The following is a 21,750-nucleotide window of genomic DNA, read 5'->3' as shown; positions in this document are numbered from 1 at the left end:
AGAATTCTTAAATCAGCTCCAAAGAGTTTTTATAATAGACGAGCAACAATTTTTTTATAGATCCTTTCGAGGATAGGTTTTTTTCTGCTACCTTCTTCAAAGGCTTTAAAAGCATTTGAATCTTCAGCTGAATCTTTTCTTTTTACAAAAATTGAATTGTGCCCATCCCTAAAAGCAATTGATTCGGCTTCTGGCCTTCCATAGGAATAGTAATATAAAGCCAAAGATTTTCTGCTGTCATCTTCCGGACATGTAATAGGATTGGGTAATCCATGATAGGAAATTGAAGTCGTTGAAAACATAGCAATCGTATTGAATGAAGGTAATACTTTCTCAACACAGCCTGTCAATTCCTTATTCCATAACTCAAAATGACCACCATACTCTTCTTTCCAATCTTTGTTTAAATACACAATAAAGTTGACCCTACGATCTAATCCATTGATAGGATGTTTATTGAAATCAGCATGAACCTTTAATAAACCTTCTCTTTTCATCTCATGTAAACCCGCTCCTGAAAAATAAGGATCCCCAAACAAAGTCTCGTCAATCTCTGTGATCTCCTTCACAAAATTTAAAAACGGCTCCGAATTCAGAAAATGCATTAAGGCCTTGGTCTTTGGTCCAAATAATTCTTCCCCATTCCCAGCAAATTTCTTCTGCAAAGGGTCATTGTAAACAATGTTGTTTCCTTTGGATAAATCCGGAAATTCTGCCAATACCTCTGATAAAAATTTAGGGTTGAAAAAGTTCTCAAAACTGATGCTTGGAAAGGGATTCGCATTCCTGTATTTGGCCTTATACTGTTTAGCATATGCCATTAAATCTTGATTATGTGAATTAAGATAAGGGTTCATAGTAGTAAGTATGATTTCGGCTTTTAGCCTATTAAGTTAAAATTGATTTGATTACATAAAGTTCGACAATAATATTTCTTTACTTAGAAGCATTAATTGATTAAACTTGCTTTTGTCAACTTTTATCTACAGCCTTTTCGATAATTATTTAACCCCATATTAAAATTTGACATTTTTAAACAAACTATTGAATACTAGTAGGTTAAGGTTTCGCGCTAAGGCCATATTTTTAAATAAAAACATTTGTTGTCACAAACTGTTATTCATGGGATTATAAACTTTAAAACATCGAATATGAAAGGAAATTGGATTCTAAAATTCCGCCCATTAGCATTCATTATGCTCTTATTTGTTTCATTACAATCATGGGCTCAAGACAAAGGATTAGATATCAATGTAGATATTGATAAAGGGGATGATGGTATGTTCTCCAAACCCTGGGTATGGGTAGTCGGAGGTGCTGTATTTATTCTACTACTCGTAGCTTTGTTGAGGGGTGGGGGAAAAAAATAATAAGAAATAAAAAAGGCTTTCATTCGAAAGCCTTTTCTTCTGAAATTAACTTTATAAACAGTTAGTGATTTCCCATCCAAAACCCAAAATAGGTTCAATCTCACCCTCCTGAGTTAACTTTTCTTGATAAGCATCCATTTCTAAATATTGGCTACTCGTCAATCCTATTTTTTTTAATTCTAAGCGGAAATCCTTGGAAATAGAATTGGATGTGCCTAATAGAAATGTCCCCATTACTATTAATATGCTTATGCTCTTTTTGTTGGTGATACTTGACATATTTGCTTCCTCCTAATTTCTGTTTCTCAAATATGTTTCAATATCAGCTCTCTAACAAACAATGGATTGGCGGATTTATATATATCAAGGAATATAACTACTCAAATTATATAATTTAAGCAGAGATATGCCTTTTTACAAGTCTTATTGCTATGCCAACCCCTGAAATTATGCGCTTTTAAGAACTTTACTCTTTCTTTTTCTTATCTTGAAATTAACAATACCTGATCTAAACCATCATCGTGTTTATTGCATTTATAAATCTAAAACTTACTTAAACCCATGCTAATGAAAAAATTCTTGAAACCCTCTTCGCTAAAAATCCTCCTGTTTTTAAGTCTATTTCTTGGAATAAAAAATCATTTGATCGCCTTCAATAGCGTTGATCAACCTAAAAAAGTCAAGGTCATTTTTGATACAGATATGGGGCCAGATTACGATGATATCGGTGCAATAGCTATATTGCATGCCCTGGCTGATCAGGGTAAAGCAGAAATCCTAGCAACGGTAGCAAGTGATGCTCACAAGGATATCCCTGCAACTATTGAAGTCTATAATAAGTATTATAAGAGGGATGGAATTCCAGTAGGAAAAACTTCGAATCCATTGGCTCCTAATTTTACGGCTCCTAACAATTGGAATGAAAAAATTATTAAAAAATTCTATCCCGAATTGCTGAATAAAAATTATGAAAATGCGGTCTCTATTTATAGAAAGGTGCTGGCAGAACAACCTGATAATTCTGTTACCTTAATTACAGTTGGTTTCATGACAAATATCAGTGAGCTATTACAATCCTATGCCGACCAATATTCTAAATTAAATGGAATGGATTTGGTCAAGAAGAAAGTTAAGAATTGGGTAGCAATGGCTGCTGCATTCCCCCAGGGAAAGGAGTTTAATGTTTTTAAAGATGCTGAGTCAGCCAAATATGCATTCGATAATTTCCCGAAACCTATTTTGTTTTCTGGATTTGAAATTGGTGACCGTATAAAAACAGGTGGTAAAATCGCTGAACGTAATCTGCTAAATAGTCCGGTATCTGTAGGATATAAAATCAATTTAGAGACTTATGCAAATGAAGCCGTAAAGAACAGAAGCTCTTGGGATCAAACCGCCGTACTGATCGCCATTGAAAACCCCGAAGACTACTTCTACCTAAGCGGACCCGGAAAACTAATCGTTGATGAGGAAGGAAATAACCTTTGGGAACCAAATAAGAATGGGCTACATGAATTTATCATACATAAATACCCATATGATAAATTAGAAAGTGTTATAGATGAATTGATGTTGCAACAACCAAAGTAAGTTTGAGCAATAATTACCCTTTCCCAATAAATACCATTTTTGGGCTACTGCCTGAATAGTTAAATTCAGTAATTTGGTTTGGCGGCTGGTTCCTTAAAATTTTCCAAAATCTATGTTTATTTGAAAGAATACTTTGAATCTGGAGAACTTATAAGAACTTTTTAATGTAATAACTGAAAAAATAATGAATGTTAGTGTGATCACTCATTAACCTCTTTCTCGTAGAATGTACGATGTTTTATTGCATTGATTGCAAGAATACCGTTTAACCGGTAGAAAAAACAAGAATGATTTCACCCACCATGGCCTGCGAACTCGTGAGTAGAGATAGGCTTCTCCACAGTGAGGACACAAGGGGTGTGATTGACTCATCGCAGTTGTTTTTAAACTGATAATTTTCATATATTATTGTAATAAATTTTAATGAATTAATATAATACCATCATCCCGGAAAAAGATTGGTTTAGGGTCTAGTAATACTATTAACGCCCAAACTATGTATTTATTTTGTCTTTTTAAGGGAGAAATAATACTCGTGAAAACATACTTGATTAACCAGCAAAATTCAAGTCGTTTAAACGCATGTAAGTTAGCCGATTGAAATTAAGACGCTGTTAAGTAAATCCTAAAAAATAATTAAATATTGCAGGAAAGAAAACCCACAAATTAATGGTTTACGTGCTTAAATAACTAAATTGATAAACAAATGTTTACATGTGTTACCAATTCTTGTTAATGGTTTCGTGTGATAGCGATAATACTTTTTAAAAGTAACAAAAAGCAATGAAATTTGTTCTGTATTTAAATCAATATTTTATCCAATATATGACTAGAATATTAACATTCATCCTATTATTCTCCTGCTTGTGCAGTATTACTTTGGCTCAAGAGAAAAATCCTAAAGCTAATGGCTGGATATTCGGACCCTCATTAGGCTATCAATATCAGAGTGGAAGCTTCCTGAAAGCCTCTGCGTGGACTTTATTCGCCCCCAATCAATCCCAATACATAAAATTTGATGCCGGCGCCAACTTTAATTGGATGATGAATCAAACAACGGTTATCCCTGAGTTTGGAATCACATATTATTTAAATAATGTAGCTGTTTGGCCACTCCTTAAAGGTGAAATTACCCCATATACCGCAACTGCCAAAGCTGGAATTAGTGTTTTTTCTATTCTTGAACTTTCCGCAGGTTATGGTTTTGATATAAATACCAAAGAAAATTTTAAGACAATTGATGGTTTCACCGTTGGGGTAGGGGTGAATATCCCACTGAAATTTCACCTTTACTAAGGGTTATTCTAACCAGTCTTTAAAATCATTCACCCGTTCTCGGCTGACAATTAATTCATCCGATGGAAAATGTTGAAGCTGAACCCTTAGACGTGAACTCGTATGAACCGAGATGCTGGTTATTGATTTAATATTGATTATAGTTCCCCTGCTGATCCTGAAAAACTGTCGCGGGTCTAACATCGCTTCAATTTGCTCCAAGCTCTGGTCCAGTAAATAAGAGGTATTCCCTGTGCCATAAGCATAAGTGCCCTTATTCTCTGAATAAAAACACTCGATCTCATCCACTGCTATTAATTTTATCGTATTGCCAACCTTGATGCTGAACCTCGTTTTGTAATTTCCTTTTTCAGAATGGATAAGGTTTTTTATCTGTTCAATATCTACAGCAGGTGGTTTAGAACTTATACGTTCAAATTTCTCAATAGCATTTTCCAGCTCCTCCTCGGAAATAGGTTTTAATAGATAATCAATACTGTTCAACTTGAAGGCTCGAATGGCAAATTCATCGTACGCAGTCGTGAAAATAATTGGACTTTCAATGCTTAGACCCTCAAAGATTTCGAAAGATAGACCATCAGATAATTGAATGTCCAGAAATATCAATTCAGGTGCTGGATTCTCTGCAAACCATCGCTTTGATTGCTCTACAGAATGACACATCTCAATCTGATTGATACCTAAATTATTTAACTTCCTGCTCAGTAATCTTGCCGCCGGCTTTTCGTCCTCAATAATTAATGTTTGGTAACTTCTCATGCATGAAGGATTGGCAACTTTACAACAAACTTTTCCATAGTCTTGATAACCTCAATCTCCTTTTTACTCGTCAATTGATAACGTTCTCTAATATTTCTTAATCCAACTTTCGTGGAAGGCGTTTTGTTTTCTTTTTCCTGAAGATTGTTCTCAACTACCAAAAAATCATTCTCCCGATAGATATCTATCTTCAATGGTGATTCCTCCGTGGCTTTATTATGCTGAATACAGTTTTCCAACAGTAATTGTAAGGCCAAAGGCACTGTTGAATAGGAATCGTCTAGGTCCTCAACCTTACTCTTTTTATAAATTATGGCATCCTCGAATCGAATTTGTAATAGGGAAATATAATTGTTCGCAAATTCCAGTTCTTGCTGGATGCTAACGTATTCCTTGTCCTTATGTTCCAGAATATAGCGATATATTTTTGATAGTGACTTCGTATAGGTAATCGCATTCTTCTGATCCTCTTCAATTAATCCAATTAAAACGTTCAAACTATTGAATAAAAAGTGTGGATCGATCTGGTTCTTTAAGGATTCCAACTGTGCAGTTGCTTCTCCTGCAATCATTTTCTGTTGCGCAATTTGCTTGTTCTTATGAACTTTATAATAGTAAAAACCATAGAACCCCAATCCGATGAAAATCGAAATTATGGTTATTGGAATATAGCTGAACCAATATTCGTTTTTTAGAAAATAATCCAGTGAATTCCCTTGCCAAAGGACAGAAATCGTCACATTAATGCAAAATATGACAATGGGAGCGAGGATGCAGGTTAGTAGGATATATCCAATTACCCGTTGGACGGCTCGGCTTTTATCCGGAATAATAAAGTTGAGAATTTTACCACTGGCTATACCTGTCAGATATAAACAGATTCCATAGGCTATCCCAGTTATGGATTCGGGAGCAGTGATAAAAGACATTTCTAAACTCCCTGTACTGAACAATACTATGATCGCAATAATACTATAGATTGCTAAACTGATGAGGACAGCTGTAAGTATGGAGATTAGAAATGTCTTCATTGATACTTTATTTGCATTCTTTTAAAAGTGCTTCTGCTCTTTCTTTTCCCCATGATGGATAAAAAGGTTGATCCGATTTCTTAGTGTCATATAAAGGTAGCGCTTTTTGAATACTTTCGCATTCTTCCTTGCTGTCTCCTCCCATAAACTTTTTGGATTGCATGCTGAATTCTGCTAACCCGACAATGGCGCGAGGATTGTTAGGATCCATTTTTATTGCCGTTTCATAATCCCCCATGATGGATGGAGCCAATATTGCAGCCTTGCCTGCAGGATCGGTAATCATATCCGAAGTCGTTGCTAAGGCCCGAACAACAAGCCATTCTGAATTGAGATCCTTTTCATCTGTCGGAATTAATTTGCCGATCTTCTTTAACACATTGGATTTCTCAGTTTCATCATGAATCTGAAATGAACTTGTCACCAAGGTTAATGCCTGATAATATTTTGGCAACCAATTGTCTTTCTCCACCTGTGCAATTCGTTCAAATTGAGCGCTCGCCTCTTTTGCATTCCCTGAACTCCAGGTCTTTAAAGCTTCCCCCATCGCTTTTTCGTATTTACCTTGGCCATAGCTTGATAAGCTAAATATGACCATGAATGTGAAGATTAGTGTTTTCATCGTTTTTTCGTTTTTATTTATTTAAAATTCTGCTTTCTGAAATTATCCATCAAACTTGCTTGGATGAACCGTCGTTTTTTATGGATGAATGGTTATAATTGATCCAATTGATTGTCCTTTTTATTTTTGCTGATTGTCCAAAAGAATCCTACAAAGGCAAACCGCTTAGCTGTTGGAATAATTGCCCTACCTTTATATTGACCTGATGGGTTAGCAACTGAACTGTATTCATACCCAAATACAGGCTTATTTCCCAATATATTAGTGACTGAGAAAAATAATATCTTTTGTTGCGTCAATAAAAAGGACCAACTAAAGGAAAGATCATTCTGAGCTTTTGTCATCGACTGCATAAACCCACCCAGGTTCGGATTATCATATGGACGGCCAGAAATAAAGGTGTTTGTCAGTCCTAGCTGGGATCGAAGCCCCGAAATCCAATATTTGCCAACAAGGGAAAAATAATGCTTCGCTAAATAACTGGGTTGAACAGCATACTCATAATTTCGCTCCAATTTCTTAGGATCGGTATAAGAGTAAGATATCCAATATTGAAGATTCGGAATAGTCTTGCTATCCTTCCAGAAAAAATCAATCCCTCTTACCTTGCCATACCCATTATTGCTGAACTCGGAATTATATTGTGGAATCTGATTATTATACGTGATCAAATGGTCATAATCCTTAATGAATCCTTCGAGTCGAAGCATCCGACCTTTCTGATTAAAGGTGTAATTGAAGATATAATGATCAGCAGATTGCCAATTTAAGGCTGGGTTAAATTTTGAATATTCGGTATTGGGTTCCTGATGATACTTTCCATAAGAAATGGATAAGACATGTTGGGTGCTAGGTAAATAGGCAATAGATGCCCTTGGTTCTAAAAATCGTTGTGACTTGAAGTCATCGGAATACCTCAAACCCAAATCCAAACTCATCTTTGGTAAAAATCTATAACTTCCTTCTGTAAAACCAGCAATAACAGAACGTTTGAAACCGTAACTGATAGGGCTTATTTCCGATTGTTGGAACTTCTCATCGATATCTTTAAAGAAGTGCTCCGCACCAATTAACCAGGTCCATCGATTTGCATTTTTCTTGATCAGTAATTTCACATGCGATCCAATCTCTTGATTCGGGATGTTGAAATTATAATAATCTAGCTTCCTATCTAGATAACCTACACCTATCCCGGTTTCAAGCTTCCAGTTTGAAGGTAGATAGTAGGATAGGTTGCTGTTTAAATAGTAATTGTTGGACTTAATTGCCGTCTTTACTTCTTGGGAATATAGTACGCTGTAATCGCTACAACTAAAGTCTTCAGCAGCAAAGGATGCATATAGATTAAAAAAATGATGCTCCCCCTTGTTTCGGAAAATAGCCTCTCCAGAGGCTTGTTCATACGGTTTTTGCCAAACGAGGTTTTGTTTGATCAAACCGTTATAAGGCTTAAGGTTGGTATAACTTGCATTTAGGCTCAATGAGCTATTTCCCCATTTTTGTGAATTGCTCAAGCCTAACCCAACGGTAGAAAATGAAAGCTCTGTTTTGGGCTCTTCAATGGCTTGCGAGCTGCTGAGATTTAGGATTCCTGAAATTGCATTCCCATATTCTGCGCCATACCCTCCGGTGGAAAAGTTTGTCCCTTTGAATAAAAAAGGAGAGAACCGACCTCGAACTGGTACTCCATTGGCTGATGCGGTATAGGGTTGAGTTACTAGGATGCCGTTGATGTAAGTTTGAGTCTCACTTGGATCACCTCCTCGAACCATCAAGCGACCATTCTCACCTGCAATCTGGGCTCCAGGTAGTTTGCCTATGGCCGCAACTATATTTCCCATACTCCCTGCAGTCGTGACAATGTCCAATGGTGTCAATACTGCACTGCTCTGATTCCCAACACTTAGTTGTCCTGCACGAATCACGACTGTTTCTATCTTATTGTCATCACTTACAAGTTGCAAATCAATGATTACACTATCCTTGACCTCGAAGGGGACCTGTTGACTTATGTAGCCAACTGAACTAACCATCAGCATTTGTTGACCTGTTTCCTCTGTTTTGAACTGATAATATCCTAAACTATCTGTGTAACCACCATCATAACTCCCTGAAATAAAAACATTGATATTGGCCAAACCCTTATGTTTTTGGTTGGTAATCCTCCCTTTAATGGTTTGAGCATATAGGGAGACTGAAAGTATACTACAGCAGAATAAGAAGAGGATCGATTTCATGGTACAATTTTTTACAATACTATCTTATCCTGCTCAGCTCTAGAATTTGAAAAGGCTCAATGGTAGAAAAGATGGGATGAAATGCTGGATTTGCAGTTTGAAAGGTTTTCGTACATTTGCTTTCAGATAACATTTACCATGACCTCCTTTAGAAATCTGAATCAAACTACTGGAAGAATTATTAGCCTCGACAATGCTGAATACTTATTTTTTGGTGGAACTGCATACTTAGGTTTGTTAGCAAATCCTGAATATATCGAACTCTACAAACAAGGGATTGACCGCTATGGATTGAACAATGGAACCTCGCGAACCAACAACGTGCAGTTGGGAATTTATAAGGAAGCTGAGGACCACTTGGCTAAACGCTTCGTCTTTGAATCTGCAGCCTTGCTTTCCTCTGGTTATCTCGCCGGTCAAGCGACTGTCAGAGCCTTGACGAAAGGCAAATCGGTCCTGTATGCTCCCGGAAGTCACCCTGCTCTTTGGTTGCAGGATTCTCCTTTGCAAGATGGCGACTTTGACCAGTGGATTTTAAATACCATCGATTTTATCAATAATACTAATCAAGAAGAATTCGTGGTTATTTCTAATTGCATTGACAATCTGACGCCACAACAATTCGATTTCTCCCCATTCAAAAGTTTGAATGCAAATAAGAGAGTTACTTTGATTCTTGATGATTCTCATGGTATTGCTATTCTGAAAAAGGATGGTATTTCAACAGAATTATCGGAATTGAAAAGACCAAATATTGAAATTGTTGTACTTGCATCCTTAGCAAAAGGTCTTGGAACGGATGCAGGCTTGGTTTTGGGATCGAAGGAAATTATCAATGAAATTAAAAAGCACCCGATATACAATGGCGCTTCACCAACAGCGCCTGCAGCATTTTATGCTTTGATGGAGGGAGCGAATTTGTATGAGGAAGCCTTTGATAAAATGCAAAGTAATACGCGATTATTGGCTGAAATGGTAACCAATACAAACTTGAGTCATATTGAGAATTTCCCAGTGTTTAGTTCCAAAAAACCCGAACTTTACAAGCATTTATTACAAAAGAAGATCCTAATTTCTAGTTTTCCTTACCCATTAGCGACAAGTCCACTACTAAATCGCATTGTTATATCAGCCTTGCATACTGAACATGATGTTCGTCATCTTGGAGAAGTATTGTGCTCAGAAAGTTCATTAATTCTTTGATTGTCAACAAAATAATTGTAGCTTTGCAAGCCTTTTGAAATGTAATATTGGGGAGTGCTATACTAAATCATTGAATGATAGTGGTTTGGATTTTAAAAAAACACAAAAATATTTCCATTACTCATTTTAAAAAGATACTTTTGCATCCCCAAACGGGCTAATAGGCTTAGGGTATAGATTAATTAGAGTAAAAATAGATATGACTAAAGCAGAAATTATTGCAGAGATCTCTAACAAGACTGGGTTAGAGAAGGTTGATGTTCAAGAAACCGTTGAAGCATTCTTCAAAGTAGTTAAAAGCGCTATGATTGGCGGTGAAAATGTGTACGTAAGAGGTTTTGGAAGTTTTGTAGTAAAAAAGAGAGCTGAAAAAACAGCACGTAACATTTCAAAAAACACAGCTATTATCATTCCTGAGCACTACGTGCCTAGCTTCAAACCTGCAAAAGTATTTGTAGAAAAAGTAAAGAACGGAAATAAGAAATAATTCATCTTTATGAAAAACTCCAAGCAAATTCAGATTATCGTTATAACAGCAGTAGCCCTTGTTGTAGGATTTCTTCTGTTTAAACCTGTAAAAGGCTTGGTGACTAAAGAAGAAAACACTGCTGCAACTTCATCTGCCAAAGATGACGCTGCAGCAGCTCAGTTTAATCTGAGTTCTGTTTCTGAAGCTGCAAAGCGAGGGTTAAACCCAGCTTTAGCCAATGAAATCAGCGAATTAGAGGCTAAAGCAAATAAAGCAGATAATGCCGAGAAAGTCAAAATTTATCAGCAAATTGCTGACAAATGGAACGATCTTGAAAAACCTGCTCCTCAAGCGTATGTATATGAGGAAATGGCCAAAATTGACCCTAAATTCGAATATTGGTTGAAATCTGGGGACAACTTCAGAAAAGGGTATACCAATCTTCAAGATACTCTATTAGCTTCAGCATTAAATCAAAAAGCCATTGAAGTTTATCAAAAAGCCGTAGATTTAAACGCTGCAAGTTTAGATGCTAAAACTGGTCTTGGGGCCGCAATGGTTACTGGAACCAATAACCCTATGGCTGGAATTGCTATCTTGAGAGAAGTTGTTCAAACTGACCCTAAAAATCTCGAGGCCAACAAAACCTTAGGGTTGTTCTCATTACAGTCGCGTCAATTCGACCGAGCAATCGATCGTTTCAAAGTTGTAATTGAACAAAAACCTGATGCCGAATCGTATTTCTATTTAGCAACAGGATATGAAAATATAGGGATGAAGAACGAAGCTATCGCCGCTTTTCAAAAAAGCAAAGAACTGGCTGCCGATCCTAGTCTCTCCCAGTTCATCGATCGTAGGATTGAAGAACTTAGTAAGTAATTAACAATTTTTTTTAAAATCATTTAAAAACATTAAAGCTATGCCAAGCGGAAAAAAAAGAAAAAGACACAAAATGGCTACTCACAAACGTAAAAAACGTTTAAGAAAAAATAGACACAAGAAAAAATAACATAAGGCTCAGCCCTTATTAATCATGTGACAATCTATGATCGATTATCCATCATCATAGATTGTTTTTTTTCATTAAACGGTTTTATGTTTAACCGGACATTATTCGTTGTGGAGCGAGTCCACAACTGTCCTTAATTAAGTAGCTGTTGGTAAAGGAATTAATTATCGATTCAGTCCCCGATAAGGGGGTGACTATTGCTTTACTACAGGACAAACAACTAGTTGAATTAAACAGGGAACAAGCTGGCAATCACTATGCCGTGGGTGATATTTACTTAGGGAGAGTAAAGAAAATCATGCCCGGACTGAATGCCGCATTCGTAGATGTAGGCTACGAAAAAGACGCTTTCCTGCATTACCTCGACTTAGGGCCTCAAGTACAATCCTTGATCAAATTAACAAGGGTAGTAAAGAATGGCAGTTATCAAGAGAAACTGCTCAATAGTTTGAAGCTTGAAAAGGACATTGACAAGGCTGGAAAAATATCTGATGTTTTAAGCCGTAACATGTTATTGCCAGTACAGATAGCGAAAGAACCTATCTCAACAAAAGGACCTAGGCTAAGCTCCGACTTATCCATCGCAGGCCGATTTGTTGTCCTGGTACCATTTTCAAGTTCGGTTTCCATTTCCAAGAAAATCAAAGGCAGTGCCGAAAGAAATAGACTCAAGAAAATTGTAGAAAGTATTAAACCTGCAAATTTCGGCGTCATTATCAGAACGGTATCCGAAGGTAAAGGAGTCGATGAACTCCAAAAAGACCTCCTCGACCTGATTTCTAAATGGGAATTGTTTACCAAACGCCTTAAAACAGCTGAACCCCCTCAGAAAGTGCTCGGTGAGTTGGACAGAGCATCAACCATCTTGCGTGATATCCTCACCGATGAATTTACTCATATCTATGTAAATGATAATGAAATCTACGAGGAAGTAAAATCATATATTCAAGAGATTTCGCCTGATCTGGAAAAAATAGTCAAATTCTATAAAGGAAAAGAACCTATTTTCGACCACTTCGGCGTAGAAAAGCAAATTAAGGCGTCGTTCGGCAAAACTGTAAACCTCCAAGGTGGTGCCTACCTCGTGGTAGAACATACCGAAGCCCTTCACGTTATCGATGTGAATAGTGGTAACAGAATTGCCAACAAAGAAAATCAAGAAGATAACGCGCTCCTTGTGAATAAGGAAGCAGCAAAAGAAATTGCCCGACAGCTTAGGCTTAGGGATATGGGTGGTATAGTGGTAATCGATTTTATCGATATGCACAAAGCATCCAACCGGAAAGAACTTTATGGATTCTTGAAGGAATGTATGGCCAGCGATAGAGCTAGACATACGATTCTCCCTCCTAGTAAATTCGGACTCGTCCAAATAACTAGGCAAAGAGTTCGCCCCGAAATGAGTATCGTCACGAATGAAAAGTGCCCTGCTTGTGACGGGACAGGCGAAATTAGATCAAGTATCGTTTTATTAGATGATATTGAAAACAATTTGAGTTTTATTCTTCAGGAACAGAACGAAGTAGGGGTAACCCTTTGTGTGCACCCTTATATCGCTGCCTACATCAAATCTGGTTTTATCTCCAGGAGAATGAAATGGTTTTTAAAATATTGGAAATGGATTAAAGTAAAAGAAATGAGCTCATACCATTTGACCGAATTTCACTTCTTTAACTCTAAAGACGAAGAGATAAAATTGTAAAAAAAGCTGGTTACTTTCCGTAACCAGCTTTTTTGCTTTTATAGCTTGTCGATCCAATGGATCTTGAGTCCGTCTTTTTCCATTTTTCTAAAGTAGGTCATCTGTCGCTTTGCAAATCGATGAATCTCTGTCCTTAACTTCTCCCTGAATTCTTCCATCGTCAATTCCCCCAATAAATATAAAGAGGCGTATTTGTATTCCAAGCCAAACCATTGTAATTGCTCATGACTGATTCCCTGAGATATCAAACCCTCAACTTCCTCAATTAATCCCGAGTCTATTCTACTGTCAAGACGCTTGTCTATCCTGCTTCTTCTTTTGTCTCGTTCTGGTGATAAGCCGATGATTAAATAATGTTTAATGCTTTTTTTATCTGAAATTGGCATTGGATGATGATCCAGGTACATTAATATCTCTAATGCTCGGACCAAACGCTTATGGCTATTCCAATCTATTGTGTAATCTTCCGGTATATCCCTGGATTTGAGTAGCGAAATAAGTTCTTCCTTGCTCAATCTTGAAAGCTCAATTTGTAAATCCTGGATTTTTGGAACCTGACTATAAGTCTGATCTTGTAAGAGACTCTGAATATAAGATCCTGTGCCGCCACAAAGGATGGCTAGCTTTTTACGCTCTTGTATTTCTTGAAAGGCAGAAAGGAAGTTTTCCCTGAATAAGTCAACATTGTACTTTTCAGTAGGTTCGATAATATCAATCAAATGATAAGGTACCTCCTGATACTCGATTAAATCCTTGCCGGTTCCTATATCCAATTGTTTATAAACTTGTCTTGAATCAGCCGAAATAATCTCTCCATTCAAGGCCTGTGCAAGTTGCACGGCCAGTTTAGTCTTTCCTGAAGCAGTCGGACCCAATAGGATTAAAAGAAAATCAGGCGAAAGAAAATCTTCCGCCTGTTGTATAAATTCAATAAGTTCTTGAATACTTGTTAGATCACGAACTTGGTCCATTTTTCATTACTTTCGTTGCTCGCAACTACTGTGTCAATAAAGGCCATACCGCGAACTCCATCGTTTACATTTGGAAAATCCAATTGCTCAGGGGTAGGGGTTTTACCATCTTTCTTGGCAGCAACAGTCGCAGCAAAATTACGGTAAATATTTGCAAATGACTCTAGTAAGCCTTCTGGGTGACCAGCCGGAATTCTAGTGTTATGTGTTGCAAATGAACTTAACGTATATGGTGCAGCATACGCATTTCCTGTACGATAGTATTGTCTAGGCTGATCCAACATTTTTACGATCAAATTATTAGGATCTTCATTAGCCCATTCAAAACCACCTTTTTCCCCATAGATACGCATTCTTACAGCATTCTCTTCTCCTGCACAGATTTGTGATGCTGTCAAAACTCCTTTTGCACCTTCTGTAAAATGTAATAATACAGAACCATCATCATCTAATTGACGGCCTTCAACAAAGGATGTTAAATCCGCACAAACTTCAGTGATTCTAAGTCCGGTTACATATTCCGCTAAATGTGCTACGTGTGTTCCGATATCGCCCATTGCCAAGGATTTACCTGAGCGTTTTGGATCAGTACGCCATGCTGCGCCAGCATTACCTTCACGTTCTGTTAAACGACTCAACCAGCCCTGTGGATATTCTACTAATACCTTGCGAATCTTGCCAAAATGACCTTCTTTCACCATGGCCTTAGCCTGTTTTACCATCGGGTATCCCGAGTATGTATGAGTTAAACATAAGGTGCGACCTGTACGTTCTACAATCGCTTGTAATTCTAAGGCCTGCTCTAGATTTAAAGTCATCGGTTTTTCAACAACAACATCAAATCCATTTTCCAATGCTAATTTTGCAGGTTCGAAATGTAAGAAGTTCGGCGTAACGATGGTCACGAAGTCCATGCGCTCTCCTTCTGGAAGCTGTCCTTCCTTCTCGATCATCTCTTGGTATGTAACGTAAACTCTCTCTTCAGGAACAAATAAGTCCTCGCCCGATTGTAAGGAAATCTCTCTGTTAATACTAAATGTACCACATACTAATTCTATTTTGCCATCCATAAAGGCAGCAATCCGGTGTACAGCTCCTATAAAGGCATCGTTTCCACCACCGACCATGCCCATGCGAAGTTTTCGTTTCATAAGGAATAAATTTCGATTGATTAAGGAATAAATATAATAAAATAATGCCGCTTTTAAACAGCTAATACTAATTTAATGCTCCCTGTATTCTGAGTGAGATATCCTTCTGGGTACTGACCCTCGACTACTTTCAACTCTGCTAGACTACCTATTTGAAATTGTTGATTGTCGCTAATCCAATATTTCCCCCCTTCGCGAACCCCTGCTTCTTCAAAGCCAATGGTCTTGAGTGAGGAGTCCTGGGACCAGTCTTTATCCACATAGGTCATGATATCTCCAGGTTGGAATTCTGTAATAAAACGACGGATTAATTTCGATAAGCCTCCAATGATAAGGTAATCGGATTTATGGCAGAATCGAAGTAGTTCAAAGGACCTATATCCCTCAGCTTTATCCCGCATTTTGCGACCAGCACTAAAAATCGCTAGGGAAACCAGTTCGCCTTCATGAAATAGACCATAACGATATTTGCCCGGTAAAGCGACTTGTAAATGATTCTCTTCTTGAAAGCTCATACCTTGACCCTTATCGACCCTCGCTACTACCGTTTTTCTCGCATGAACTTTCCTGGCTTGACCCGCCAACACTTTCAATCGATTCTTTATTTTTTCGGATTGTTGCTCCAATTGCCCTGCGGAAAGCATGATATATCGTTTGTCGGTTTCTGGAACCTCTATGAATAATTCCTCTGTAATGAAAATATCAAAAATTAGATTTGGGCAAATGATATGGCCATATCCATGTTCTTGGATATAGATGGGTTCAGCATCGAGCTCACCTTGGATAAAGCTTATTATTTCGCTGATAACCGGGTTTTCCATTTTGCAAAAATAAGGCAAATTAATCAATATGTGCGCTGTGCTAAATTATTAATACCTTTGTACCGTAAACAATAACAAATGAAATTACCTATAGTAGCATATGGAGATCCGGTTTTGCGTCAGAGAACCGAAGAGATCGATGAGGATTATCCAGAATTAAAACAATTGATAGATAATATGTTTGAAACCATGTATGCAGCAAATGGAGTAGGTCTTGCCGCTCCGCAAATTGGTTTGCCTATTCGTTTATTTGTCATCGATGCAAGCCCTTTCGGTGAAGATGATGAAGATGGTCCCGGCGATCCAACTGCTAAAGATTTTAAACGCGTTTTTATTAATCCTATTTTAGTCGAAGAAAGTGGCGAAAAATGGCCATTCTCCGAAGGTTGTTTGAGTATCCCTCATATCAACGAAGAGGTATTGAGAAAAAAAGACGTTGTCATCAATTACTTGGATGAAAATTTTGAAGAACAAGAAGAAGAATTAACTGGTCTGGCAGCTCGAGTTGTTCAGCATGAATATGATCATATTGAAGGGAAATTATTTATCGATAAACTTGGACCTTTGAAAAAAGCCATGTTGAAAGGTAAACTCGATTCTATTTCGAAAGGACAAATTAGGGTATCCTATAAAATGTCTTTCCCGCAATTGAAAAAGAAAAGATAATAGAAGGGCCAGATTTACTAATCTGGCCTTTTTTATTTTCTATAACCTAGTTCGATTTTCTGATTATTGTTTGTCCTCAAAATAATTGAATGCATCTATAATGTCCAGGTAAACTCCATCATAACCTGAGTCTAATATTCCTTTTAAATAACTCTTATCATTACCATATATAATGGCCTGCCACTCCTTATCCCAGTATTTTACTTTATAATTCCCCTTCCACTCTGGATTTTCCTCCATTAACCATGTCGGTTTTTGCTGTTTCCATGATGGATTCCAATAAGATCTATAATCTTCAGCTTCGCCAATGGACATATAGGATATGACCAATCTTTTCCCTCCATTTGCCTTGTTTTTTAATTGTCGAACTTCCTCTTGATTAAAGGATTGCCCATCTGTAAAATAAAGGTCCATAATCAATACATCATAATTGGTAGCGGTCACAGCTTGTATAAATGCCTGCTTGGATGAAAACTTGGATGGATTGATTAAATAAAGGAAGTTCTTGGCTTCGGAAAGTTTACTGATATTATTCTTGTTCTCTTGATGAATAGCAACTTTCGGAATAATATTCAATTCACGCTCAGTTGATGCAAAGGATATGAATCCATTTTGGTCATTCTTCGAAAATGAATTGTTTATGTTGGCCGCACTGGATCAATAATCACTGACCAAAATGCTGTTTCCAGCTTGTTTTGAGATATTCAAGTATTGAATAAGTCTATTGCTTTCTGATGTTGGAGTTGCCTTATCATCTTCATCATAACCATAAAATAAATCCTCCTGACCATTCCCATCAATAGCAGCTAAATACTTTTGGGCTAGACTCCCATTCGGTTCGCCATCTTGCGTTACGAGCTCTATTCCATTCTGTGGAATGACAATAAAGTTAGTGCTGGATTTTTTTGCGTACTCACTCAGGCCGATGACAAAATTACGCATCTCCTCTTTGTAATTCTGATCGCCTAACTCTGGATCGAATACCTCATTCTTTGAGCAGGATGATAGTAAACTTAAACTAATGAGTAGGATTAAAATTCTAGTTGTTAGCATATATCTATTACGTATTGGATTAACAACGGAATATCTGACTAATAAATAAATGCGATGAACAATTTAATTTATTGGTCGAACTGTCGGTAAGGATAGATTATATCGAACGGATAGAAACCTAATCCCGAATACAACTGACGCAGAGATAAACGCATTTAAGTTTGGGTCCAATGGGATAAATGTCAGCAGTACATAGGTTATTGCGCCCGCCAGACAGGCTGAAGCATAGATTTCCTTTCGTAATATCAGGGGGGTAACATTCATTAAGACGTCTCGGATTACACCACCCATGCAGGCTGAAAACATGCCTAGCATTACGGCAGCAATCGCACTGCTCTCGTAAGCCAGAGATTTCTCAACTCCAACAACGGTGAAAAAACCAATCCCCAAGGCATCAAATAGAAATAGGGTTCTGGCGAAACTATCCAATTGCTTGTTGAATAAAATGGAAATAAAGACGCCAACGAAAATGGCAATCAGATAATTTCCATCTTCAACCCATACCGGACGAATATTTAAAAAAACATCCCTTAATGAACCTCCCCCAATAGCAGTAACAAAGCCCATAAAGGTTGCTCCAAAGATATCAATGCCATATCGGTTTGCCGCCATAGCTCCCGAAATGGCAAAAACCATTGTCCCTAATAAATCAATGTAGTAAATCAGTTCCATGCAAGTATTTTACTTCCTTTTGCAATAATACATAAAATATAAAATTACTTCCCAATAATTAAGAAAGGCTCCGAGCGGAGCCTTTCTAGTAAACTAAACAACGAAACAATGATTATAAATTAAATTCCTGTTAATCCTTTTTTGGATTTTAATTCTTTAAGTTCTTTCTGGTATTTTCTGTCGATTTCCTTGTATTCTTCTGAATCTTGTAATTCTTTCCACTGTCTGCTTTTTTCTTTCCATTCAGGGCTATTGAAATACTCTTGGATCTTTTTACCATCCTCCTGCATTTTTCGAATATCCGCTTTCCATTCAGCTGAATTGAAATGTTCTTTCAGTTTAGCAGATTCCTTTTCTATGTTGGCAATCTGTCTTTTCCAGTCCTCACTTTCAAAGTATTTCGAAACATGGGCAGATTGATTTCGAATATTTTCAACCTGTTTTTTCCACTCCGGTGAGGTAAAATACGCATTTACCTTGCTGGATTCTTTTTCGATATTGACAATCTGCTTCTTCCACTCAAGCGAATTGAAATAATCCTTCATTTTTGCAGATTCCTTTTCAATTTTAGCCATCTTGTCTTTCCATTCCGGACTTTCAAAGTAGGCACTTACCTTTTTACTTTGTTCTTCTATATTTTTTATCTGGGCGTTCCATTCTGGTGAATTGTGGTATTCTTGGATCTTTTTGCCTCGTTCCTCAAGAGATCTGATGCTATTTCGGACATCTAGGGGTAGTTCATTAGTGTCTTGAATCCCTTTTCCATGATAAACTATTTCTGATTTTACCTTCTTAGGCGCAACTGGTTTTTGTGCAGTCTCCGGGATTGGCGGTTTCACGGTATCAATGCTTAACAACATCGAATCTTCAGTCGAAGTCAAGTCAACTTTTATTTCCTGAGGCTTTACCTCATTTGATGGAATGATCCATGCTAAGGTTAGTATGGCTAAACCGCTAAGCAATACAGCCAATAATTGCGGTCTTACGTTTTTATAATTAGTTTCCATTTTTGTGATTCTTTTAATTCTATTCAATAAATGATTTTTGTTTCCAGATGCCGCAAGGGTTAAACTTGGATTCATGCTCATTCGCAATTCCTCCAACTCAACCAAGGCTTGGGCATAGGAAATAGGGGTGGATACATGTTCTATGACCATATCATCACAAGCATGTTCCCTTTCTCTTTCTAGTACTTTTGATAAGGCCCAAATAAATGGATTAAAGAACAATACCGTTTCTATCCCCACTTTCAGAAGGTTGAATAGATAGTCTCTACGTTTTACATGGGCAAGTTCGTGCAACAGGATAGCCTCTACCTGTGCCAGATCCATTTTGTTGGCATGAGCAACAGGGAAAAGGATAAATGGTTTCAGATAACCCAAGGTAATCGGAACGCTGATCTTATTGGAAAGATAAATCCCAACGGATTGCCTGATATTAAGCTTCTTCTTTGCTTGGTAATATAGGTTAGTCCATGATGCTGGAATGGAATCCAAGCCTTTATACTTTAGCCTTTTCAATTGGATCAAACTATTGCTCAACAAAATTATTTGAACAATGAATCCAAAAACATAGCCTGCCACTACATAAGGTAATACTCTCTCTAATCTAATACCATCCTGTTGTATGTTGACCATGATGTTCTTCAGGTCTTCCGGATTTAAGGTTCTTAAGTCGATAAATTGACTGGAATTCTGAAAGAAGTAAATAAAAGTCGCAATAAAGCTGATAAATATGGATACCTGGGTGGCTAATGCAGCGTTATGTCTCGCTTTGGCACTGATGTTTGATATTGAAAGTGTATATATACTATATATAATATACCAAATTGCAGCTTGCCATATAGAATGCAGAATGCTCCAGCCTAATGCATTGCCAATATTGAATGTTAGATTTTCCATGGCTAGTTTTGTTCAAGTTTTTTTAAAAATGCTTTGATTTCGTCAAGTTCTTCTTTGCTTGCTCGCTCATTTCCCAAAGCTTGCATGACAAGTCTTGCGGTTGATCCATTGTACACTGAATCAATCATTTTGTCCAACATCTTTTCTTGAATTTCCTCTTTCACCAATTTCGCTACATAAAGGTGTGTTTTTGAACTGGTGTCGCGAGTCACCATCCCTTTATCATGCATGATCTGCATCAATTTCAAGATTGTAGTATAACCTACATCCTTTTTATCCAAGGCTTCAAAAACTTCCCTTACACTGCTTTGTCCTTTATCCCAAAGAACTTGCAATATTTCCATTTCGCTTTCTGTCGGTTTCATACGATGATTGTTAGTATCTACGAATGTTTTCGTACTCAAATCTACGAAGTCTTTCGTATAATCCAAATGTTTTAATAAATTTTAACTAAAAAATTTTCTAAATGTCTGTTAAACAATTTGAAAACACGTTTTTATTTATCGATTTTTTTTGTGTTATAATTATTTTTAGGATTTATTCTTTGAAATCTTAGCCATAGCTCCTTAAATTTATTACTAATCCAAACCAATAGGAGCGAGGAATGGTTGTATAGGTATTGTTGTTTGAGAACTAGTAAATGAGTTTAGCACTACTATATATAATAAGAACAGAAATCAATTATGGCATATGACGAGAAGTTAGCTGACTTGGTCAGAGAATACCTGGTAGAACATTGTGACAAAGAAATTATGGAGAAACCCTTGTTTTCAGGCTTGGCATTTCTTGTTGATGATAAAATGTGTATTAATATATCGGGGGATCAATTGATGTGTCGATTTGATCCTGCCAAGACAGCAACTTATAAAAAGCACAAAGGATTCCAACCGATGATTATGCGAGGTAAGGAATTAGATGGTTATTGCCTTGTCGATCCAGATGGATACCGAAATAAAAAGGATTTCGAATTCTGGATGGACCTTTGTTTAGCCTATAACCCTTTTGCCAAATCTTCCAAAAAGAAAAAAACCAAGACTTCTTAAGAATAGGCCCTGAAAAAATCTCATAAAATAGTCTCAAAAAAGAGGGGTTGGAAAGTCCTCAAAATCAGTCTCAAATAGAAAGGTCTGGAAAGTTCTCAAAAACAGTATCAAAAAAAGATTTTGAAAAAGATCTGGTAAAAAGTTTTGAAAAAAATCTTCCTAAAACTTCCCATATTCCCCAATA

Annotated in this window: 24 protein-coding genes; 10 read left to right on the top strand and 14 right to left on the bottom strand. The window is 37.1% G+C overall.

What is annotated here, in order from left to right; translation table 11 throughout:
• Positions 1-29: 29 nt before the first annotated feature.
• A complete protein-coding gene (locus PZ892_RS17245) occupies positions 30-857 on the bottom strand; it encodes a 2OG-Fe(II) oxygenase (protein ID WP_094282041.1) in 828 nt (275 codons plus the stop codon).
• Between the two features lie 294 nt (positions 858-1,151).
• Between PZ892_RS17245 and PZ892_RS17240 the strand changes: the two genes are divergently transcribed.
• On the top strand, positions 1,152-1,370 hold the full coding sequence (locus PZ892_RS17240; RefSeq protein ID WP_094258741.1) for a hypothetical protein: 219 nt from the start codon (positions 1,152-1,154) through the stop codon (positions 1,368-1,370).
• A 51-nt stretch (positions 1,371-1,421) separates the two neighbouring features.
• On the opposite strand, the gene PZ892_RS17235 is transcribed toward PZ892_RS17240, so the two are convergent.
• Positions 1,422-1,604 carry a hypothetical protein gene (locus PZ892_RS17235; protein ID WP_094282042.1) on the bottom strand — a complete coding sequence of 61 codons (183 nt, stop codon included), beginning with the start codon at positions 1,602-1,604 and terminating at the stop codon, positions 1,422-1,424.
• 333 nt (positions 1,605-1,937) lie between these two features.
• On the opposite strand from PZ892_RS17235, the gene PZ892_RS17230 reads away from it, so the two are divergent.
• Positions 1,938-2,960 (top strand): nucleoside hydrolase, encoded by a 1,023-nt coding sequence (locus PZ892_RS17230; protein WP_182497659.1) that lies wholly within the window; start codon positions 1,938-1,940, stop codon positions 2,958-2,960.
• A gap of 825 nt (positions 2,961-3,785) precedes the next feature.
• Entirely contained in the window at positions 3,786-4,256 is a 471-nt protein-coding gene (locus tag PZ892_RS17225; RefSeq protein ID WP_094282044.1) for a hypothetical protein, read from the top strand.
• A 3-nt stretch (positions 4,257-4,259) separates the two neighbouring features.
• On the opposite strand, the gene PZ892_RS17220 is transcribed toward PZ892_RS17225, so the two are convergent.
• From PZ892_RS17220 to PZ892_RS17205, 4 genes are all read right to left on the bottom strand, one after another.
• Entirely contained in the window at positions 4,260-5,015 is a 756-nt protein-coding gene (locus tag PZ892_RS17220; protein ID WP_094258745.1) for a LytTR family DNA-binding domain-containing protein, read from the bottom strand.
• Positions 5,012-6,046, bottom strand: a complete 1,035-nt coding sequence (locus tag PZ892_RS17215; RefSeq protein ID WP_277711704.1) for a sensor histidine kinase — start codon at positions 6,044-6,046, stop codon at positions 5,012-5,014. Before PZ892_RS17215 ends, PZ892_RS17220 begins: the two co-directional genes overlap by 4 nt.
• 7 nt (positions 6,047-6,053) lie before the next feature.
• Entirely contained in the window at positions 6,054-6,668 is a 615-nt protein-coding gene (locus tag PZ892_RS17210; RefSeq protein WP_094258747.1) for a hypothetical protein, read from the bottom strand.
• 92 nt (positions 6,669-6,760) lie between these two features.
• Positions 6,761-8,905, bottom strand: a complete 2,145-nt coding sequence (locus PZ892_RS17205) for a carboxypeptidase-like regulatory domain-containing protein (RefSeq protein WP_094282045.1) — start codon at positions 8,903-8,905, stop codon at positions 6,761-6,763.
• Positions 8,906-9,043: 138 nt separating this feature from the next.
• On the opposite strand from PZ892_RS17205, the gene PZ892_RS17200 reads away from it, so the two are divergent.
• The 5 genes from PZ892_RS17200 to PZ892_RS17180 all read left to right on the top strand — a co-directional run bounded on the left by PZ892_RS17200 (position 9,044) and on the right by PZ892_RS17180 (position 13,288).
• Positions 9,044-10,108, top strand: a complete 1,065-nt coding sequence (locus PZ892_RS17200) for an 8-amino-7-oxononanoate synthase (RefSeq protein WP_277711701.1) — start codon at positions 9,044-9,046, stop codon at positions 10,106-10,108.
• A 199-nt stretch (positions 10,109-10,307) separates the two neighbouring features.
• Entirely contained in the window at positions 10,308-10,595 is a 288-nt protein-coding gene (locus PZ892_RS17195; protein ID WP_093099732.1) for an HU family DNA-binding protein, read from the top strand.
• Between the two features lie 9 nt (positions 10,596-10,604).
• Complete coding sequence (locus PZ892_RS17190; RefSeq protein ID WP_094258750.1) at positions 10,605-11,456, top strand: hypothetical protein; 852 nt, start codon at positions 10,605-10,607, stop codon at positions 11,454-11,456.
• A 40-nt stretch (positions 11,457-11,496) separates the two neighbouring features.
• Positions 11,497-11,586, top strand: coding sequence for a hypothetical protein (locus PZ892_RS17185; protein WP_008506795.1), 90 nt, complete (start codon positions 11,497-11,499; stop codon positions 11,584-11,586).
• Positions 11,587-11,734: 148 nt separating this feature from the next.
• Complete coding sequence (locus tag PZ892_RS17180) at positions 11,735-13,288, top strand: Rne/Rng family ribonuclease (RefSeq protein ID WP_094258751.1); 1,554 nt, start codon at positions 11,735-11,737, stop codon at positions 13,286-13,288.
• 38 nt (positions 13,289-13,326) lie between these two features.
• Here PZ892_RS17180 and miaA read toward each other — a convergent pair whose 3' ends face one another.
• From miaA to PZ892_RS17165, 3 genes are read right to left on the bottom strand one after another with little or no spacing between them, the layout of a single operon-like run.
• Complete coding sequence (miaA, locus tag PZ892_RS17175; protein ID WP_094258752.1) at positions 13,327-14,259, bottom strand: tRNA (adenosine(37)-N6)-dimethylallyltransferase MiaA; 933 nt, start codon at positions 14,257-14,259, stop codon at positions 13,327-13,329.
• Positions 14,238-15,410, bottom strand: a complete 1,173-nt coding sequence (locus PZ892_RS17170) for a Gfo/Idh/MocA family oxidoreductase (protein ID WP_094282047.1) — start codon at positions 15,408-15,410, stop codon at positions 14,238-14,240. The genes miaA and PZ892_RS17170 overlap by 22 nt, the downstream gene beginning before the upstream one ends.
• A gap of 53 nt (positions 15,411-15,463) precedes the next feature.
• Positions 15,464-16,231 (bottom strand): hypothetical protein, encoded by a 768-nt coding sequence (locus tag PZ892_RS17165; RefSeq protein WP_094258754.1) that lies wholly within the window; start codon positions 16,229-16,231, stop codon positions 15,464-15,466.
• A gap of 78 nt (positions 16,232-16,309) precedes the next feature.
• On the opposite strand from PZ892_RS17165, the gene def reads away from it, so the two are divergent.
• On the top strand, positions 16,310-16,897 hold the full coding sequence (gene def, locus PZ892_RS17160) for a peptide deformylase (protein ID WP_094258755.1): 588 nt from the start codon (positions 16,310-16,312) through the stop codon (positions 16,895-16,897).
• A gap of 63 nt (positions 16,898-16,960) precedes the next feature.
• Here the strand turns inward: def and PZ892_RS17155 are convergent, their stop codons facing one another.
• The 5 genes from PZ892_RS17155 to PZ892_RS17135 form a co-directional block, all read right to left on the bottom strand.
• Positions 16,961-17,473, bottom strand: coding sequence for an endo alpha-1,4 polygalactosaminidase (locus tag PZ892_RS17155; RefSeq protein WP_277711694.1), 513 nt, complete (start codon positions 17,471-17,473; stop codon positions 16,961-16,963).
• Between the two features lie 81 nt (positions 17,474-17,554).
• Entirely contained in the window at positions 17,555-17,950 is a 396-nt protein-coding gene (locus tag PZ892_RS17150) for a hypothetical protein (protein ID WP_218823998.1), read from the bottom strand.
• A 63-nt stretch (positions 17,951-18,013) separates the two neighbouring features.
• Positions 18,014-18,622, bottom strand: coding sequence for a trimeric intracellular cation channel family protein (locus PZ892_RS17145; protein WP_094258757.1), 609 nt, complete (start codon positions 18,620-18,622; stop codon positions 18,014-18,016).
• 119 nt (positions 18,623-18,741) lie between these two features.
• On the bottom strand, positions 18,742-20,523 hold the full coding sequence (locus tag PZ892_RS17140; protein ID WP_277711691.1) for a M56 family metallopeptidase: 1,782 nt from the start codon (positions 20,521-20,523) through the stop codon (positions 18,742-18,744).
• 2 nt (positions 20,524-20,525) lie between these two features.
• Positions 20,526-20,888: a BlaI/MecI/CopY family transcriptional regulator gene (locus PZ892_RS17135; RefSeq protein WP_094282052.1), complete on the bottom strand. Its 363-nt coding sequence runs from the start codon at positions 20,886-20,888 to the stop codon at positions 20,526-20,528.
• Between the two features lie 318 nt (positions 20,889-21,206).
• Here PZ892_RS17135 and PZ892_RS17130 point away from each other — a divergent pair, with 318 nt between their 5' ends.
• A complete protein-coding gene (locus PZ892_RS17130; protein WP_094258760.1) occupies positions 21,207-21,566 on the top strand; it encodes a TfoX/Sxy family protein in 360 nt (119 codons plus the stop codon).
• Positions 21,567-21,750: the final 184 nt, after the last annotated feature.

The organism is Sphingobacterium sp. WM (genome assembly GCF_029542465.1).
Lineage (GTDB): Bacteria > Bacteroidota > Bacteroidia > Sphingobacteriales > Sphingobacteriaceae > Sphingobacterium > Sphingobacterium cellulitidis.
Note: the sequence above shows the minus strand (reverse complement) of the source record. Positions and strands in the feature narration are given on the sequence as shown.

Bases quoted from the DNA above. Each gene is read 5' to 3' on its own strand.
- def (WP_094258755.1), top strand. From the start codon at position 16,310: ATGAAATTACCTATAGTAGCATATGGAGATCCGGTTTTGCGTCAGAGA.
- PZ892_RS17140 (WP_277711691.1), bottom strand. From the start codon at position 20,523: ATGGAAAATCTAACATTCAATATTGGCAATGCATTAGGCTGGAGCATT.
- PZ892_RS17130 (WP_094258760.1), top strand. From the start codon at position 21,207: ATGGCATATGACGAGAAGTTAGCTGACTTGGTCAGAGAATACCTGGTA.
- PZ892_RS17190 (WP_094258750.1), top strand. From the start codon at position 10,605: ATGAAAAACTCCAAGCAAATTCAGATTATCGTTATAACAGCAGTAGCC.
- PZ892_RS17170 (WP_094282047.1), bottom strand. From the start codon at position 15,410: ATGAAACGAAAACTTCGCATGGGCATGGTCGGTGGTGGAAACGATGCC.
- PZ892_RS17235 (WP_094282042.1), bottom strand. From the start codon at position 1,604: ATGGGGACATTTCTATTAGGCACATCCAATTCTATTTCCAAGGATTTC.
- PZ892_RS17200 (WP_277711701.1), top strand. From the start codon at position 9,044: ATGACCTCCTTTAGAAATCTGAATCAAACTACTGGAAGAATTATTAGC.
- PZ892_RS17165 (WP_094258754.1), bottom strand. From the start codon at position 16,231: ATGGAAAACCCGGTTATCAGCGAAATAATAAGCTTTATCCAAGGTGAG.
- miaA (WP_094258752.1), bottom strand. From the start codon at position 14,259: ATGGACCAAGTTCGTGATCTAACAAGTATTCAAGAACTTATTGAATTT.
- PZ892_RS17150 (WP_218823998.1), bottom strand. From the start codon at position 17,950: ATGCTAACAACTAGAATTTTAATCCTACTCATTAGTTTAAGTTTACTA.
- PZ892_RS17210 (WP_094258747.1), bottom strand. From the start codon at position 6,668: ATGAAAACACTAATCTTCACATTCATGGTCATATTTAGCTTATCAAGC.
- PZ892_RS17135 (WP_094282052.1), bottom strand. From the start codon at position 20,888: ATGAAACCGACAGAAAGCGAAATGGAAATATTGCAAGTTCTTTGGGAT.
- PZ892_RS17195 (WP_093099732.1), top strand. From the start codon at position 10,308: ATGACTAAAGCAGAAATTATTGCAGAGATCTCTAACAAGACTGGGTTA.
- PZ892_RS17220 (WP_094258745.1), bottom strand. From the start codon at position 5,015: ATGAGAAGTTACCAAACATTAATTATTGAGGACGAAAAGCCGGCGGCA.
- PZ892_RS17240 (WP_094258741.1), top strand. From the start codon at position 1,152: ATGAAAGGAAATTGGATTCTAAAATTCCGCCCATTAGCATTCATTATG.
- PZ892_RS17145 (WP_094258757.1), bottom strand. From the start codon at position 18,622: ATGGAACTGATTTACTACATTGATTTATTAGGGACAATGGTTTTTGCC.
- PZ892_RS17205 (WP_094282045.1), bottom strand. From the start codon at position 8,905: ATGAAATCGATCCTCTTCTTATTCTGCTGTAGTATACTTTCAGTCTCC.
- PZ892_RS17245 (WP_094282041.1), bottom strand. From the start codon at position 857: ATGAACCCTTATCTTAATTCACATAATCAAGATTTAATGGCATATGCT.
- PZ892_RS17185 (WP_008506795.1), top strand. From the start codon at position 11,497: ATGCCAAGCGGAAAAAAAAGAAAAAGACACAAAATGGCTACTCACAAA.
- PZ892_RS17215 (WP_277711704.1), bottom strand. From the start codon at position 6,046: ATGAAGACATTTCTAATCTCCATACTTACAGCTGTCCTCATCAGTTTA.
- PZ892_RS17230 (WP_182497659.1), top strand. From the start codon at position 1,938: ATGAAAAAATTCTTGAAACCCTCTTCGCTAAAAATCCTCCTGTTTTTA.
- PZ892_RS17225 (WP_094282044.1), top strand. From the start codon at position 3,786: ATGACTAGAATATTAACATTCATCCTATTATTCTCCTGCTTGTGCAGT.